The sequence below is a fragment of the Janthinobacterium longum genome, assembly GCF_051380735.1.
Lineage (GTDB): Bacteria > Pseudomonadota > Gammaproteobacteria > Burkholderiales > Burkholderiaceae_D > Janthinobacterium.
In genome coordinates, this window is the sequence record NZ_JBNYXQ010000009.1 from 141,566 (window position 1) to 157,003 (window position 15,438).

The 15,438-nt window shown below is 63.7% G+C and carries 13 protein-coding genes; 6 read left to right on the forward strand and 7 right to left on the reverse strand.

The features are described from left to right. Positions 1-62: 62 nt before the first annotated feature. Complete coding sequence (locus ACQ4WM_RS20425; RefSeq protein WP_436548485.1) at positions 63-1,700, forward strand: methyl-accepting chemotaxis protein; 1,638 nt, start codon at positions 63-65, stop codon at positions 1,698-1,700. On the opposite strand, the gene ACQ4WM_RS20430 is transcribed toward ACQ4WM_RS20425, so the two are convergent. Further along, positions 1,701-2,129 carry a hypothetical protein gene (locus tag ACQ4WM_RS20430; protein WP_436548486.1) on the reverse strand — a complete coding sequence of 143 codons (429 nt, stop codon included), beginning with the start codon at positions 2,127-2,129 and terminating at the stop codon, positions 1,701-1,703. 109 nt (positions 2,130-2,238) lie between these two features. Between ACQ4WM_RS20430 and ACQ4WM_RS20435 the strand changes: the two genes are divergently transcribed. Next, positions 2,239-2,937, forward strand: coding sequence for a glutathione binding-like protein (locus ACQ4WM_RS20435; protein WP_436548487.1), 699 nt, complete (start codon positions 2,239-2,241; stop codon positions 2,935-2,937). On the opposite strand, the gene uraH is transcribed toward ACQ4WM_RS20435, so the two are convergent. Further along, the gene (uraH, locus tag ACQ4WM_RS20440; protein ID WP_436548488.1) at positions 2,938-3,345 is read right to left on the reverse strand and encodes a hydroxyisourate hydrolase; all 408 of its coding nucleotides are present in this window, start codon (positions 3,343-3,345) and stop codon (positions 2,938-2,940) included. It lies immediately after the preceding gene. 17 nt (positions 3,346-3,362) lie between these two features. Next, entirely contained in the window at positions 3,363-3,854 is a 492-nt protein-coding gene (locus ACQ4WM_RS20445; protein ID WP_436548489.1) for a GlcG/HbpS family heme-binding protein, read from the reverse strand. Positions 3,855-3,991: 137 nt separating this feature from the next. Here ACQ4WM_RS20445 and ACQ4WM_RS20450 point away from each other — a divergent pair, with 137 nt between their 5' ends. Continuing rightward, entirely contained in the window at positions 3,992-4,672 is a 681-nt protein-coding gene (locus ACQ4WM_RS20450) for a heavy metal response regulator transcription factor (protein ID WP_436548490.1), read from the forward strand. Further along, the gene (locus ACQ4WM_RS20455; protein ID WP_436548491.1) at positions 4,669-6,072 is read left to right on the forward strand and encodes a heavy metal sensor histidine kinase; all 1,404 of its coding nucleotides are present in this window, start codon (positions 4,669-4,671) and stop codon (positions 6,070-6,072) included. Before ACQ4WM_RS20450 ends, ACQ4WM_RS20455 begins: the two co-directional genes overlap by 4 nt. A 73-nt stretch (positions 6,073-6,145) precedes the next feature. On the opposite strand, the gene ACQ4WM_RS20460 is transcribed toward ACQ4WM_RS20455, so the two are convergent. The 3 genes from ACQ4WM_RS20460 to ACQ4WM_RS20470 form a co-directional block, all read right to left on the reverse strand. Next, complete coding sequence (locus ACQ4WM_RS20460) at positions 6,146-9,484, reverse strand: DEAD/DEAH box helicase (protein WP_436548492.1); 3,339 nt, start codon at positions 9,482-9,484, stop codon at positions 6,146-6,148. A gap of 173 nt (positions 9,485-9,657) precedes the next feature. Continuing rightward, a complete protein-coding gene (locus ACQ4WM_RS20465) occupies positions 9,658-11,358 on the reverse strand; it encodes a methyl-accepting chemotaxis protein (RefSeq protein WP_436548493.1) in 1,701 nt (566 codons plus the stop codon). Between the two features lie 187 nt (positions 11,359-11,545). Beyond that, positions 11,546-12,436 carry a LysR family transcriptional regulator gene (locus ACQ4WM_RS20470; RefSeq protein ID WP_436548494.1) on the reverse strand — a complete coding sequence of 297 codons (891 nt, stop codon included), beginning with the start codon at positions 12,434-12,436 and terminating at the stop codon, positions 11,546-11,548. 108 nt (positions 12,437-12,544) lie between these two features. Between ACQ4WM_RS20470 and ACQ4WM_RS20475 the strand changes: the two genes are divergently transcribed. Both ACQ4WM_RS20475 and ACQ4WM_RS20480 read left to right on the forward strand, forming a co-directional pair. Beyond that, positions 12,545-13,723 carry a serine hydrolase domain-containing protein gene (locus ACQ4WM_RS20475; RefSeq protein ID WP_436548495.1) on the forward strand — a complete coding sequence of 393 codons (1,179 nt, stop codon included), beginning with the start codon at positions 12,545-12,547 and terminating at the stop codon, positions 13,721-13,723. Continuing rightward, a complete protein-coding gene (locus tag ACQ4WM_RS20480; RefSeq protein ID WP_436548496.1) occupies positions 13,720-14,907 on the forward strand; it encodes an MFS transporter in 1,188 nt (395 codons plus the stop codon). The genes ACQ4WM_RS20475 and ACQ4WM_RS20480 overlap by 4 nt, the downstream gene beginning before the upstream one ends. Here the strand turns inward: ACQ4WM_RS20480 and ACQ4WM_RS20485 are convergent. Beyond that, positions 14,875-15,423, reverse strand: a complete 549-nt coding sequence (locus tag ACQ4WM_RS20485; protein ID WP_436548497.1) for a DinB family protein — start codon at positions 15,421-15,423, stop codon at positions 14,875-14,877. The genes ACQ4WM_RS20480 and ACQ4WM_RS20485 overlap by 33 nt on opposite strands. Between the last annotated feature and the right edge of the window lie 15 nt (positions 15,424-15,438).

Here is a 15,438-nt window from a genome sequence, read left to right on the forward strand (position 1 = left end):
GCCCTGCCATAAAAGCGCAACGGCGCATTCCGTTGCAAAAAAAATCAAAGCTGGAGGCTCGCATGAATACCCTGTCGTTCAAACAAAAGCTGTGGATCCCCCTTGTCTGCAGCCTGCTGTGCATTGCCATCATTTTCGTCTACAACGCCTTCGAAGTACGCAAGATTCGCATTGAAGAGCGCAGCGCAGACATTACCAACGCGGCCGACCTGGGCCTCGGCGCCGTCAAGATGTTCGGCGAGCTGGCCGTCAGCGGTGCTTTGACCACCGCAGAAGCGCAAAAGCAGGCTTTGGCTGTCATCAGGAGCATGCGCTTCGGCGAGACCGGTTACCTGGCCGTCATCAATTCCGATGCGGTAGTGGTGATGAACCCGGCCGCGCCGCAAACGAATGGCAAGAACATGTCCGACTTCAAGGACGCTGATGGCACCTATCTGTACCGCGACATCGTCAACGTCGGCAAGAGCGACACCGGCAAGGGTTTCGTGCGCTATCAATTTCCCCGCCCCGGCCAGAAAACCCCCGAACCCAAGCTCAGCCGCGTCGCTGCCTACAAACCATGGAACTGGAACATCGTCGTCGGCGTCTATATGGACGATATCGATGCAGCCTTCCGGCAAACCCTGCTGATGTCGCTGGGCCTGCTGGTACTGGTCTGCGTCGGCCTGGGCGGCGTGGTGATGATGATCAACCGCAGCCTGCGCCGTGCGCTTGGCGGCGATCCGGAATATGCGGCCGAGGTGGCGGCAAAAATCGCCGGCAATGACCTGAGCGTCGACGTGCGTACCCACGCCAAAGACCGCCACAGCGTGCTGTACGCCATGAAAACCATGCAGGCCAACCTGGCGTCCGCCATCAGCGAAATCCGCCTGAGCGCCGACACCATCGCCACCGCCTCGAGCGAGATTGCAAGCGGCAATATGGACCTGTCGGCGCGTACCGAAATGCAGGCCAGCTCGCTGGAAGAAACTGCTGCTTCAATGGAAGAACTGACCTCGACCGTGACGCAAAACGCGGGCAATGCGGTGCAGGCCAACGAGCTGGCCCAGACCGCGTCAAATGTGGCGCGCCAGGGCGGCGCCGTGGTGGCGCAGGTGGTTGCCACCATGGACACCATCAATGCCTCGTCGCGCAAGATTGTCGACATTATCGGCGTGATCGACGGCATTGCTTTCCAGACCAATATCCTGGCGCTCAATGCGGCCGTGGAAGCGGCCCGCGCTGGCGAGCAGGGCCGCGGCTTTGCGGTGGTGGCCTCGGAAGTACGCAACCTGGCGCAGCGCTCGGCGGCAGCCGCCAAGGAGATCAAGGCCCTGATCGGCGCCTCGGTCGACAGCATCGCCGCCGGCAGCACGCTGGTGGCGCAGGCGGGCACGACGATGGATCAGGTGGTGGCCAGCGTCTCGCGCGTAACCGACATCATGGCCGACATCACGGCCGCCTCGCACGAGCAAAGCACCGGCATCGGCCATGTGAACCAGGCAATTACGGAGATGGATTCTGTTACGCAACAAAATGCAGCCCTGGTCGAACAGGCGGCGGCTGCGGCCGGCAGCATGCAGGACCAGGCGGCCGTGCTGGCGCAGCTGGTGTCGCGTTTCAAGTTGTCACAACATGAAGCCGGCACGCCGCGGCAGGCAGCATCCCGGCCTGCCGCGCGTGCCGTCCAGGCGCCGCAGCGCAAGCTGGCGCGGGTGTAGTTACCGGGCCGACGCCGCAGCCTGTGGCGCTGCCACAAACGTCAGCTGGTCATCGACGACCTCGAATTTGCCGACCGGCTGGCCCAGGTCGGCTTTCGGATCATTTTCCATTTCCACCAGGCTGTTGCAGGTATTCGTTTCCGCCTGCCACAGCTGGTCGCCCATGCGCACATTCCACACGCCATCGCCGGCCGAAAACAATTCGACCGTGACCTCGTCGGCTGGCGTGTCTAGCGACAGGGTATGCAGGCGCTGGCATTGCGGCAAGTTGGTCGCCATCAGTTGCACTTCCACCGTGTCTTGCCAGAAATAGTTTTGCTGGCGGCGCACCGTCAGCGAATGCTCCTGGCCGTCCACCATGAAGATGGCGAAATCTTTGACACAGCCCGACAGCAGCAGGCATAGCGTGACGATCAGGAGTTTGCGCATGGTCGGCTTTCGGTGAGGGTTGTTTTCCGCTTACGTGGCATTATATCCATGCATACCGTTGCGGCGCGACAATATCGGCGCCCGCGCCACCCTGACCTGAAAGACCATCATGATCGATCTGTACTATTGGACCACGCCCAACGGGCACAAGATAACCATGTTCCTGGAAGAAGCAGGCATCCCCTACAAGATTATTCCCGTGCATATCGGCAAGGGTGAGCAATTCACGCCCGAGTTCCTGGCCATCGCGCCGAACAACCGCATTCCCGCCATCGTCGACCAGGCGCCGGCAGATGGCGGCGCACCATTGCCGCTGTTCGAATCGGGCGCCATTTTGCAGTATCTGGCCGAGAAAAGCGGTCAATTCCTGCCAGCTGACGCGCGCGGCCGGGCCGAGGTGATGCAATGGCTGTTCTGGCAAATGGGTGGCCTGGGGCCGATGGCCGGCCAGAACCACCATTTCGTGCAATATGCACCCGAACCGATCGAGTACGCGATCAATCGCTACGTCAACGAAACGAATCGCCTGTATGGCGTGCTGAACAAGCGCCTGGCCGACCGCGCCTATGTTGCCGGCGACAGCTACACGATCGCCGACATGGCGATCTACCCGTGGATCGTGCCGCACCAGCGCCAGCGCCAGGATCTTGCCGATTTCCCGCACCTGGCGCGCTGGTTTGCCGATATCGCCGCCCGTCCGGCCACCGTGCGCGCCTACGCCCGCGCGGCCGAGATCAACGTGCAGCCGACCGTCAGCGGCGACGCCAAAAGCGTGCTGTTCGGGCAGACCGCCAAGTCCCTGGGCTGATCAGTTGCCACGGTAAGTCGAGAAGCCGAAAGGGCTGAGCAGCAGCGGAATATGGTAGTGCTGATCGGTCTTTTCGACGTGGAATTGCACCGGGATTTCCGGAAAAAACGTCTCCTGTTTCAGCCGTGCATAGTGCTCGCCCGTCTTGAACACGATACGGTAGTCGCCCCGCTCGATGGTTTTATCAAGCGGATACATTTTCGCGACGCGCCCCTGCGCATCGGTCACGCCGCTGGCCAGCTGGCGCCAGTCATTGCCGGTTTTTTGTTCCAGTGTCACCGTCACGCCGGCGGTTGGCGTGCCGGTTTGCAGGTCGAGAATATGCACGCTGAGCGGATTGGCGGCCAGCGCGGTGCTGGAGATAGCGGCGATGGCCAGTGCGAGTGTCAGTGGGATCAGTCGTTTCATGGTATTTCCTTTATAAATTAGATGGCAGGATCGAGTTCGGGCATGGCGGCAATCGCTGCCTGCGCGCACGCGCGGTCTTGCAGGGCGCCGCCGCCAGCGGCCACGCCGATGGCGCCAACAATCTGCCCCTTGGCAGCCAGGGGCAGGCCGCCGCCCAGCAGCAACAGTTCCGGCAAGGTGGTCAGGTTGGCGGCGTCGGGGTTGCTGCGTGCATTGCTGGCCAGCAGCTGCGTATCGGTTTTGGTCGACAGGGCGGTGTAGGCCTTGCGCCGGCTCGCTTCCGTGTTGTGCGGCCCCACGCCATCGGCGCGCTGCACGCTGACGGTATTGCCGCCACGGTCGAGCACGGTCACAACAATCTGCTTGCCCTTCGCCTGGCAGGCGGCCAGGGCAGCCGTGCTCAGTTGCTGCGCGCTGGCAAGCGTGATGTCGCTGACGGTTTGCAGTTGCGCCTGCGCCGGGCCGTTCAACAGGCCCAGCAGGCCGGCGGCAACAATCAAGTGTTTCATGTGGTGCTCCATGTCAAAAGATGGCGCCAGTATGGCCAGCGCCGCCCTACGCGAAGATGATGACCGCATGACATTTTTATCATCCGCAGCAGCTGCCGGCGGGCGTAAAATGGTCCATCCTACTGATGAAAGCGGCCATGCGTATCCTGGTAATCGAAGACGAACCGAAGACCGGCGACTACCTGTTGCGCGGCCTGGGCGAAGCGGGCTTTGTGGTCAGCCTGGCGCGCAATGGCCGCGACGGCCTGCAGATGGCCAGCGAAGGGGGCTATGACCTGGTGGTGCTTGACGTGATGCTGCCCATCATGGACGGCTGGCAAGTGTTGCGTGCGCTGCGCCTGCAGGACGGCGGTGCCGACATACCAGTGATTTTCCTCACCGCGCGCGACGAGGTGCAGGACCGCGTCAAGGGGCTGGAACTGGGCGCCGACGATTACCTGGTCAAACCGTTTGCGTTTGCCGAACTGGTGGCGCGCATCCGCACCCTGCTGCGGCGCGGCCCACCGCGTGAAGACGACGTGATCCGCATCGGCGACATGGAAATCGACGTCATGAAACGCAAGGTCAGCCGGCAAGGCCAGCGCATCACGCTGACAGCGAAAGAATTCGGTCTGTTGCACCTGCTGGCGCGGCGCCAGGGCGAAGTGCTGTCGCGCTCCATCATCGCCTCGCAAGTGTGGGACATCAATTTCGAGAGCGACACGAATGTGATCGACGCGGCCATCCGCCGCCTGCGCAGCAAGCTCGACGACCCGTTCGAACCCAAGCTGATCCATACCCTGCGCGGCATGGGCTATGTCTGTGAGTTGCGCGGATGAAACTTGCGGGGGCGAGTCATTCACTGACCTTGCGCGTCACGGCGGTGTTCGTGCTGATCGTCGCGCTGGTATCGGCCGGGCTGGGCGTCTATCTGTACCGCTCGTTCGTGGCCGAAATCGAACGGCGCGACGATATCCTGTTGCTGGGAAAAATGCGGCAGATCCAGCAACTGCTGGGCAATGCCGGCACGCTGGACATTATCCGCGAGCGGCCGCAATATTTTCGCGACACCATGAGCGGCCAGGAAAATTCCCTGGTGCGCATCGTGCGCGACGACGGCACGCGCCTGATCGACGTCAATCCGCACGGCGAAACCTTGCCGCTGCCCGTGCCGGTGGCGGTCGACGCGCTGGTGACAGCCAGCGCGATCCACGGCTGGACCAGCCGCGACGGTTATCCGGCGCGCGTGGTGGCGGCCAGCGCGCGCATCGGCCAGCCGGCGCAGATGGCCGATATCACAGTGGCCCGCGTGTATGGCGACCGCAGCGCCATGTTCGCCGCCTACCGCTGGCAGATCGTTATTTCGGTGGCCGTCAGCGCGCTGGTGGCGGCGCTGTTGGCCAGCGCCATGCTGCTGCGCGGCCTGCGCCCCTTGCGCGCGATCGCCGCGCACGCGGCCCTGGTGCGCCCCGGCAAGCTGGAGCAGCAGCTCGACGCGCGCGGCGCGCCGACTGAACTGTTGCCCTTGATCCACGCCCTGAACGCCATGCTGGCGCGCCTGCAGGAAGGCTATGCGCGTCTGTCGCAGTTTTCGGCCGACCTGGCGCACGAATTTCGCACGCCGGTGACGAACCTGCTGGGGCAAAGCCAGGTGATGCTGGCCCGGCCGCGCAGCAGCGTGGAATATGAACAGCTGGTGTCGTCCAACATGGAAGAGCTGGAACGGCTGTCGCGCATGATCGACAGCATGCTGTTCCTGGCGCGCGCCCAGCAAGATGAAATGGTACTGGTCAAGCAGGCCTTGCCGGTGCAGGACGAGTTCCTGCGCCTGGCCGATTTTTTCGAGGGCCTGGCCGAAGAGCGCGAGCTGGCGCTGGCCTGCCATGGCAGCGGTGTGGTAGCGGCCGAGCCGCAGTTGCTGCGCCGCGCGCTCGGCAATTTATTGTCGAACGCGATACGCTATGCGGCGCCCGGTTCTACCGTGGTGCTGCGTTCGCACGCTACCACGCAAGGGGTGGAACTGAGCGTTTGCAACCTGGGCCCGGCCATCCCCGCGCGCCACTTGCCGCACCTGTTCGACCGCTTCTACCGGGCCGACCCGGCTCGCAGCGATTCGGCCGCCTCCACCGGGCTGGGGCTGGCAATCGTGACGGCCATCATGCAGCTGCATGGCGGCAGCGCCAGCGTGGTGTCGGATGCGGCGGCCACCACGTTCACATTGCAATTTCCGCTTGCGTAACCCCGGGGTCAGACCCTCAAGGCCGCTAACTCAGAGGCTTGTGCTAACGGTCGAGGGGGTCTGACCCCAGCCTTTACCCCATCTCCACCAAAAACTCCTGCATCCCCGTATGCGCCAGTTGCGCGCAGGCGGGGGCGAAGTGGGGCAATTGGCCCCACAAAAGCGGGTTGCCGACGATATACACATAGTGCTGGGCGCGGGTCAGCGCCACGTTCAGTAGGTTCGGCGTGCCGGCCGCCCATTGCGCGGCGCCCGCCGTGCTGTCGTCGGCGCCCAGGATCAGCATCACCACGCTTTGCTCCTTGCCCTGGAAGGTGTGCACTGTGCCAACCATTTCCCTGGACCATAGCCGTAACTCACGCTGCGTGGGCGCCTTGCCGTAGCCCAGGCGGCGATCCCAGTCCAGGTCGATGATGCGCGCGCGCAATTCGTTGCGCACGGCCTTGAACGGCGTGATCAGGTACATGGACGGCAACTTGCCGTCGCGGCGGTACAGTTTCAGCAGCACTTCCAGCACGAAATCGAGTTGCAGCGGCACCACCTGCTTGTAGCTGACGGGGCCGATGGCGTCGATCCAGCGGCTGGGGCCGCGCGTCAGGCCACGGCTGCCGGCCGGCGGCGCCGTGTCACCGAGGCCATACACCATCTTGCCTTCATAGGCGATGGCGTTGGCCAGCGAGAACATCGGTTCCACGCAGCGGCGGTGCACGCGCAAGGGGCTGCCTATCCACAGCGGCTGCGGGCCACCGGCGCCGACCAGCGCGCCGTAGCGGTTGGCCTTGTCGGCCAACGATTGCACGGAAACATTGCCGGGTGCGTAACTGCCGTCCTGCGTGTGTTCGGACAGGGCCGACAAAGTCTGCACCAGGCGCGGCGGCACCGTAAACACCGGTTCGATCTGCAGCGGGTCGCCCACCACCACCGCACGTTTTGCGCGCCACAGGCTGCCGACCGCCGCCTGCGGCACGGCCTGGCCCGCTTCATCGATAAACAGCCAGCCCAAGGATTCGGTGCCCATGCCCTGGAACTGGCGCGCGAACGAGGCAAACGTGGTCGACACCACCGGCACCACCATGAACAGGCTCTGCCATACCATGGCGATATGCGACTGGTCGTAGGCACGCTTGTTTTTCAGCAGTTTCGACACCGCCAGCAAGTTGCCGCCAAAGCCGGGACCGCCTTTCCTGGCCACTTCGGCCAGCCACGCTTCGTGCAGCGCCAGCGCCTTGGCAAACAGGCGCGAGCGCAGGCGCGCCAGTGCGGGCTCATGCCACAACCCGCTTTTTTGCAGGGCGTCGTCCTCGAGTTCCTGCAAGGTGGCCGGCGCAGCAATGGTGGGGAAACGCAGGCGCGCGCGGCGCAGCATTTCCGTGCTGTCGTCCCACTCGCGTTCGCGCGACTGGGCGCCACGCAGCGCGAAATGCAGGCTGTTGCGAGCGCGTTCGTGGCGCGGCTCCAGTTCGCCTTTCAACAGCAGCTTGATGGCCGATATGTCGCGCGCTGTCTGGCGTTGCGCTTCCGCATTGGCCAGCACCGCTTCCTTGTAGGCGCGCGCGGTGGCGGTGCGGAACAGCCGGGCAAAAAAGCCGGGCTCGGTCAAGGCCACCACGCGTTCTTCTTCCAGCAAGTCCTTCTTGCTGGCCAATAAAGTGTCTTGCTGGGCCATGGCGGCCGCCAGCGCTGCATTCGCGGCCTCCATCTCCACTTCGGCCGCGCGCAGTGTTTCCACGCTGGCGTGCAGGAACTCCTGCTCGCTGCAGGTGCCTACCGCCTGCCACAGGGCGGCATATTGCGCCTGCTCGGCCAGGGCTTTTTCCACCACGTGCTGCGTCTCGCGAAATTCGCGCGCCGCCTGGGCAAAACCCACGCCCTGGTAGCTGGTCAGCCACTGGCGGATATGCTGGGCGTTCGGCGTTTTGCGCGGCGTGGTCTTGTCCCAGTCGTCGTCATAGAAATTGCTGATGAAGCGGCGGCGATTGCTGCTGTTGCCCAGCGCGCAAGAGATCATGCCCCACGGCGTGTCTTCTTCGGCCAGCAGGCGGTTGGCGCCGTTGCCGTCGGCTGCCACGCGTCGCGCCACGCTGTCGAGATAGCGGGTGCGGGCCCATTCCTTGCCCAGCTGTTTCGGTTTCGGCAAATCGCCCGAAATATTTTCCACCGCCGCATTGTTCGACGATGCCACCACCATTTCAAAACCCGTCAGTTCGGGCCGCAGGCGGGCAATCGTGATCGGATCGCGCACGCCTTCGAAGGCGACCGCCACCTTGCCGATAAAGGCGTCGGCGGCGCGGTCCAGGCAGGCCAGCACGCTGGCGCGGCGCACGATATTGTCGGCGAACAGTTCGCGTAGCAAGGTGGTCTTGCCGGTACCCGGTGGGCCGTTGACGGAAAAGATGCCACGCTCCGCCAGTCCGGTGCGCGCGCCGTGGATGGCAAACTGCTGCATCAGGCTCATGGCGTAGCTGGAGTCTTCCAGCCAGTGGCCGCGGTTCATATTGGCGGGGTTCAACATTGCAGCCAGCGCCTGGCGTCCGGCCGGGGTGTACAGATCGATGCGCTCGGCCTGGGCCAGCGGCGTCAGGTAGGCGGCCAGGGTGGGAGAAATCTTGCCCCCGCGCAGGGTGCGGATAATCTGTTCCAGGTCGTCCAGGTAAAAACTGTTGAGGATATCGATCGACGGCTCGACCGCATCGCTGAAATCGAGCACCCGGTTTTCCACCGCTTCCATGCCCGGCAACAGTGCGTCTTTGGGCGGGCGTTTCTTGCGCGTGCGAATCTCCAGCACCGCCAGCGGCTGTGCGGACGAGGGGTGAAAATGCGCCCAGTCCATGAACAGATGGGCCAGCGCGGCAATTTCGGTGCCGGACAGCGGCGTCGATACATTGCCGGCTTCGTCCGTCACGGTGCCGGGCGTGCGCGCGGCGGCGAAATTGCGCAGGCTGTCCTGCAGCGCCAGCTGGCTGTCGCTGTACGCATCCAAGGTCAGGTGCGACCAGTCGGCCGTGCGTGGCCGGCCCAGCGCCCACGGCAAGGTGGACACCGAGACCGGATCGAATTGCGGCTCGCCCAGCGCATTGAGCGTCAGGCGGGCAAAGCACGAGCGGCCGGCCAGTTCGGTCTTTTCCGCGTCGGCAATGGTGTCCGCGCCCGTGGCCGGCAGCAGCTTGTTGATCTCGGCCTTGTCGAACACGCCCAGGAACAGGGAAAAGCCCTCGATCTCACGGTCCGAACCGACGGGCAATTGCGTAAAGAACTGCGGCGACCATTGCGCCAGTTGTTCACGATGAAGGAGACGCACGGTGGACTGGTCTTCAACTTCCGTGATTTGATTCAGGTCAAACGGTATAAAGAATTCAATCTTGTGCCAATACTCCAGGATAGCCAGGAGGCGCTGCTGTTCTGCCTGATTCATGATGACCAATATTTTGTAAAGCGAGCGGGGATTGTAAAGCGTATGCGCGCCGCGTGTTTTACGGTTTCGTGCATTTGCCTGATTCGGTCATAAAAAAAACCGTTGTTCCAGGCGAAAAAAAGCCAGGCAGAAACTTCTTGCCTGGCTTTCCATAAAGAATGCAGGTATTTCGCTTAAAACTCCTCCCAATCACTATCGCCGGCACGCATGGGCGTGCCATTGGCAACCGCCTTGCGCTGCGGGCGTGGCAGTGACGTGCGTACAGGGGCTGGCGTTGCCTTGGCTGGCGCTGCGCGGCGCACCACGGCCAGCTTCGGCGCCGCCGCTGCCTGGCCGGTCTTGAAGAAACCCACCACATGGGCCAGTTCGCCGGCCTGCTCCTGCATGCTTTGCGAGGCGGCTGCCGCTTCTTCGACCAGCGCCGCATTCTGCTGCGTCACCTGGTCCATCTGCGCGATCGCCAGGTTGATCTGCTCGATGCCCAGGGTCTGCTCATGCGTGGCCGAGGTGATCTCGCCCATGATGTCGGTCACGCGCACGATACTGTCCACGATGTCGCCCATGGTCTGGCCGGCTTCATTGACGAGGCGCGAGCCGGTGTCCACATTGGCTACCGAGGCGGCGATCAGTTCCTTGATTTCCTTCGCCGCGCCCGCGCTGCGCTGGGCCAGGTTGCGCACTTCGCTGGCGACCACGGCAAAGCCGCGGCCCTGTTCGCCGGCGCGTGCTGCTTCCACCGCCGCATTCAAGGCCAGGATATTCGTCTGGAAAGCGATGCCGTCGATGACGCCGATGATGTCGACGATCTTTTTGGACGACGCATTGATGGTGCCCATGGTGTCGACCACCTTCGAGACGATATTGCCGCCGCGCACCGCTACTTCCGACGCGCTTTTCGCCAGCTGGTTGGCCTGGCGCGCATTGTCGGCATTCTGTTTCACGGTCGAGGTCAGCTCTTCCATTGCGGAGGCGGTTTCTTCCAACGAACTGGCTTGCTGTTCCGTACGCGACGACAGGTCCAGGTTGCCGGCAGCAATTTCGCCCGACGCCGTGGCAATCGCATCCGTACCGTGGCGTACTTGCCCCACCACGCCGAGCAGGCCGTCGTTCATGGCTTTCAGCGCACCGAGCAAGCGGCCCGTTTCATCGCTGGAACTGACGATGATCTGCGACGACAGATCGCCCGAGGCCACGGTTTCGGCCACGCCCACGGCAGCATTGATCGGCCTGGTAATCGAGCGCGTGATGATCCATGCCACGAAAACGCCCAGCAGCAGCGCCACGCAGCCCAGGCCCAGCATATACGCGCGCGCTGTGTTGCTCAGCGCTTCGGCGTCAGCGGCTGCCTGCGCGGCTTGTTGCGCTTCGTACGCCAGCAAGCCGTCGAGCGTGACCAGCACATTGTTCAGGCTGGGCGCCGCCTGCTGGGTCAGAAAGGCGACCGCTTCTTCGGTCTGGCCGGCCTTGCGCAGTTCGACCACCTTGTTGTTCAGCGGCGCACCGGCTTTCAGGGCCGCGTCCAGTTGCCCCATCAATGCTGCTTCCTGGTCGGTCGACACCATCTTTTGCAGCACTTCCTTGGCCGCGCCGTACTTCTTGCGCGCTGCGCCTATCTTGTCCAGTTGTTCCTGCATCAGCGCGTCCGTCGGCGCCACCACCATGCTGGTGATCGCCAGCGTAATGTTGCGCACGTTGTCGCTCATGGTGTTGGCGGCCGCCATCTTGACGTTCTTGTCGGCGACGATATCGTGGGTGCGCGTACTCAGTTGCGTCATGGAATACAGGCCAACCAGCAGTACCGCCACCAGCAGGCCGAGAACGACAGCAAAACCGATGGCGAGGCGGGTGCCGATGCGAAATTGTGTGAGGAACATGATAGCTTTCGTGTGATCCGGGAAATGACAGCTCAAACCGCTACGTATTAATACTTAGCGCAGCACGGCAGCCATTGTTCCTCAAAATTCCACACGGCAATACAAAAAACTGTATCAGATTGCAAAAAAAGCAGCTTGCGAAAGAAGTTGTCGTGTGGAAACAACGCAAGCAGTCGTCCAGGCCACCTCAGGCTTTTGGAAACGGATTTGCTACCAGAAAATCAATAAAAACGCGCAATTTCGGCGACATATTGCGGCTACCTGGCCACAAGATGTGGAACGGTGCTGCGTGCCGTGTGTGTTCTGGCAGCACCGCCTGCAAGCGGCCCGCCTCACGTGCGGCGCGCGCGGCAAAGTCCGGCAGGGCGGCAATGCCCAGGCCGCTCTCGGCAAAGTGCAGCAGGGTGTCCACGCTATTGCAGCTGAGGCTGGCGGGCAGGCCGGCCGCCAGCAAGGCACTCCAGTCCGCCAGCGGCCACGCTTCGATCTTGCCGCTACTGGGAAATTTGTACAGCAGGCAGTTGTGCCGCGCCAGTTCAAAGGGCAGCATCGGCGCGCCATGCCGGGCCAGGTAGGCGGGCGCGGCCACCAGTTGCAGATGAAACTGGCCCAGCAGCCGGCTCATCAAGCTGCTGTCGGCGCTGTCGCCGGCGCGCACCACGGCGTCATAGCCTTCCTCGACCAGATCCACACGGCGGTTGCTGAAATCGAGATCGAGCTCCACCAGCGGATAGGCGCGTGCAAACGCGGCCAGCACCGGGTTGAGCAGTTCGCCCACCAGCGGCATGCTGACGCGCAGTCGCCCGCGCGGCGCGCTCTTGCTGCTCGACAGCTCCAGTTCGGCCGCTTCGATTTCACCGAGTATGCGCCGGCAGCGTTCCAGAAAAATCGTGCCTTCGCTGGTCAGCGCGATGCTGCGCGTACTGCGGTGAAACAGGCGCACGCCCAGCCGTTCTTCCAGCCGCGCAATACTCTTGCCGATGGCCGAGGCAGAAATGCCCAGCACGCGGCCGGCCGCCACGAAGCTGCGCGTTTCCGCTGCCTGCACAAATGCCGTCAAGCCCGCCAGGTTGTCCATAAGCTCTTTCGATTGCGGACACCAACGTCCGCTCAGACAGAAACTATAGCCTGTTTTTCTTTGATGCCGGCCACCTTACGCTAGGCCTTTCCATTCGAAAGGCTGATCATGAGTACTGATTTTTCCGATGTGGCCCTGGCGGCGCGCATCGATACCTTGCTGGACCTGGTACTGCGCGAGCAGCGCCTGGTGGGCGCGGTGGTGCTGGTGCGCCATCGGGGCTGCGAAATGTACCGCCGCGCGGCCGGCTATCTGGATCGTGAGGCAGGCAAGCTCATGCGCGATGACGCGCTGTTCCGCCTGGCTTCGGTCAGCAAACCGATCGTCTCGGCGGCGGCGCTGGCATTGGTGGGGCAGGGTCGCTTGCAACTGGACGACCCGGTGGCGCAGTGGCTACCGTATTTCCAGCCGCGCCAGGCCGATGGCCGGCTGGCGGCCATTACCGTGCACCAGTTGCTGACGCATACGGCCGGCCTCGATTATGGATTTTTCCAGCCGCCGGGCGGCCCGTATGCACAGGCCGGCGTATCGGACGGCATGGATGCGTCACGCGTTTCGCTGCAAGACAATCTGCGTCGCCTGGCCGGCGTGCCGCTGGCTTTTGCGCCCGGCCAGCGCTGGGCCTATTCGATCGCCACCGATGTGCTGGGCGGCGTGATCGAGCAGGCGGCCGGCCTGCCTTTGGTGCAGGCGGTGCGGCAACTGGTGACGGCTCCGCTGGGCATGCACGACACCGATTTTGTCGCCGTCGATCACGCGCGCCTGGCGGTGGCGTATGCCGACTGCGTGGCAGGCCAGCCGCAGCCGCGCCGCCTGCATGACAGCGGTGACGATCACCTGCCCTTTCTTGACGGCATGGCCGGTTTCACCCTGTCGCCGGCGCGTGCCCTGGACGCTGCCGCCTATGCCTCGGGCGGTGCCGGCATGGTCGGTTCGGCGCCTGACTTCATGCGCCTGCTGGAAACCTTGCGCCTGGGCGGCGCACCCCTGTTGCCGCCAGGCCTGGCCAGCGAGATGGGCCGTAGCCATACCGGCGAGATGGCCCTGCCTTTCTGGCCCGGACGCGGTTTTGGCTTGGGCTTTACCGTGCTGACCGACCCGCTGCTGGCCGGCACGGCTGAAAGCGCGGGTAGCTGGCGCATGGGCGGCACCTATGGCCATTCCTGGTTTGTCGATCCGCTGCGTGAATTGTCGGTAGTGGCGTTCACCAATACCGCCATCGAAGGCATGGCTGGCCCATTCGTCGAGCAACTGTGCCGCGCCGTGTATGGAGAGGATCTGGCATGAGGCGTCCGCATCCCATCGTCTTCCTCGCACTGGGCCTGTTCGGCCTGTACTGCATCGAGTTCGGCGTGGTCGGTATTTTGCCGCTGATCATGCAGCGCTTCACTGTGACGGCCAGCCATGCCGGCATGCTGGTGGGCTTGTTTGCGCTGGTGATCGCCGCCGCCGGGCCGTTTCTGGTGCTGCTGGCCACGCGCTGGCGCCGCAAGCCGGTACTGATCGCTTGCCTGGCCGTCTTTGCGCTGGCCAGCGCGGCGTCCGCCCATGTGCCGCGCTTTGAATGGCTGCTGGCGCTGCGCATGGTGCCGGCGCTGTGCCACCCCGTGTATTTTTCACTGGCGATGGTGGCGGCCGCCGCGCTGTATCCGCCGCAGGAGTCGGCGCGTGCCGGCGCGCATGCGTTTGTCGGCACCAGCATGGGCATGGTGCTGGGCATACCCCTGACCACCTGGATCGCCGCGCAATATGGCTACGAAGCCTCGTTCCTGTCCTGCGCCGCCGTCAATGCGCTGGCTGCACTGGGCTTGTATCTGTTTCTGCCCGATACGCCACAGCAAGCGGCGGTGTCGTATGGCCGCCAGCTGGCGATCCTGCGCAGGCCCGCGCTGTGGCTCAATATTGCGGCCGCCATGCTGGTGTTTGCCGCCATGTTTGCCGTGTATGCGTATGCCGCCGCCTATCTGGAACAGGTGGCCGGCCTGACTGCGCGCCAGACCGGCATGCTGCTGGTGGTGTTTGGCGCCGGCGGCGTGGCCGGCAATCTGTTTGCGGGGCGCCAGCTGGGCCGCCACCTGATGCGCACCGTGTTGCTGCAGCCGCTGCTGCTGGCGCTGGCGTATGGCTTGCTGTATCGCTATGCGGGGGCGGGCGTGCCGGGCTGGGCGTTGGCGGTGCTGGCGCTGTTCTGGGGCGCCGCGCATACCAGCGGGCTGATTGTTACGCAGGTGTGGTTGAGTTCGGAAGCGCGCGAAGCGCCTGCCTTTGCCATCGGCGTGTATATCGCCGCCATCAACCTGGGCGTGACGGTGGGCGCACTGGCGGGTGGCGCCGCGATTGCCCGTTACGGCATGCACGGTGCGCTGGCCAGCGGCATATTGCTGGTGCTGCTGGCGCTGGCCGTGATGCTGCTGAAAGTGGCGCTGTTCCGCGCGCCGTTACGCCAGATGGTTGGGGATGCACACCAGTAGATCGGTGTCGCCTACGTCCACACCCGCCTGCGACAGCAGGGTGGTGGCCTGGCCCCGGTGATGTGTCTGGTGGTTAAAGAAATGCATCAGCAGCGCAAAGAACTGGCGCCGGTTGTCACCACGGCTGTTGCGGTAGTCGAGCAAATGGTCGAGGTCGCTTTCCGTGACGGATTCGGCCCAGTCAACGATCAACTGGTCCAGCCAGTGGCGGTGCGCCTGCATCGCCGCAAAGTCGTCAAACAGCGGCTCGGTGAGCGAGGTGGGCGGCGTGATGGCGCGGATCGGGTCCAGCAGCGGAAAACCGGACGGGTGCTTTGCATAGCGCTGCAGCCACAGGGTATCGCCCACCATGATGTGGTTCAGCGTGCCCAGCAGCGAGCCGAAGAAAGCGCCCCGGTCGCGCTGTAGTTCGTCAAGTGGCAGGCCGGCCGCCGCCGCGTAGACCCTGGCGTTCATCCATTGGTTGTACTCGGCCATCATGCGAATATGCGTACAGCGATGGGTACAGCGGCTCATGGGGTTTCCTCCGGT

Bases quoted from the DNA above. Each gene is read 5' to 3' on its own strand.
- ACQ4WM_RS20425 (WP_436548485.1), top strand. From the start codon at position 63: ATGAATACCCTGTCGTTCAAACAAAAGCTGTGGATCCCCCTTGTCTGC.
- ACQ4WM_RS20430 (WP_436548486.1), bottom strand. From the start codon at position 2,129: ATGCGCAAACTCCTGATCGTCACGCTATGCCTGCTGCTGTCGGGCTGT.
- ACQ4WM_RS20435 (WP_436548487.1), top strand. From the start codon at position 2,239: ATGATCGATCTGTACTATTGGACCACGCCCAACGGGCACAAGATAACC.
- uraH (WP_436548488.1), bottom strand. From the start codon at position 3,345: ATGAAACGACTGATCCCACTGACACTCGCACTGGCCATCGCCGCTATC.
- ACQ4WM_RS20445 (WP_436548489.1), bottom strand. From the start codon at position 3,854: ATGAAACACTTGATTGTTGCCGCCGGCCTGCTGGGCCTGTTGAACGGC.
- ACQ4WM_RS20450 (WP_436548490.1), top strand. From the start codon at position 3,992: ATGCGTATCCTGGTAATCGAAGACGAACCGAAGACCGGCGACTACCTG.
- ACQ4WM_RS20455 (WP_436548491.1), top strand. From the start codon at position 4,669: ATGAAACTTGCGGGGGCGAGTCATTCACTGACCTTGCGCGTCACGGCG.
- ACQ4WM_RS20460 (WP_436548492.1), bottom strand. From the start codon at position 9,484: ATGAATCAGGCAGAACAGCAGCGCCTCCTGGCTATCCTGGAGTATTGG.
- ACQ4WM_RS20465 (WP_436548493.1), bottom strand. From the start codon at position 11,358: ATGTTCCTCACACAATTTCGCATCGGCACCCGCCTCGCCATCGGTTTT.
- ACQ4WM_RS20470 (WP_436548494.1), bottom strand. From the start codon at position 12,436: ATGGACAACCTGGCGGGCTTGACGGCATTTGTGCAGGCAGCGGAAACG.
- ACQ4WM_RS20475 (WP_436548495.1), top strand. From the start codon at position 12,545: ATGAGTACTGATTTTTCCGATGTGGCCCTGGCGGCGCGCATCGATACC.
- ACQ4WM_RS20480 (WP_436548496.1), top strand. From the start codon at position 13,720: ATGAGGCGTCCGCATCCCATCGTCTTCCTCGCACTGGGCCTGTTCGGC.
- ACQ4WM_RS20485 (WP_436548497.1), bottom strand. From the start codon at position 15,423: ATGAGCCGCTGTACCCATCGCTGTACGCATATTCGCATGATGGCCGAG.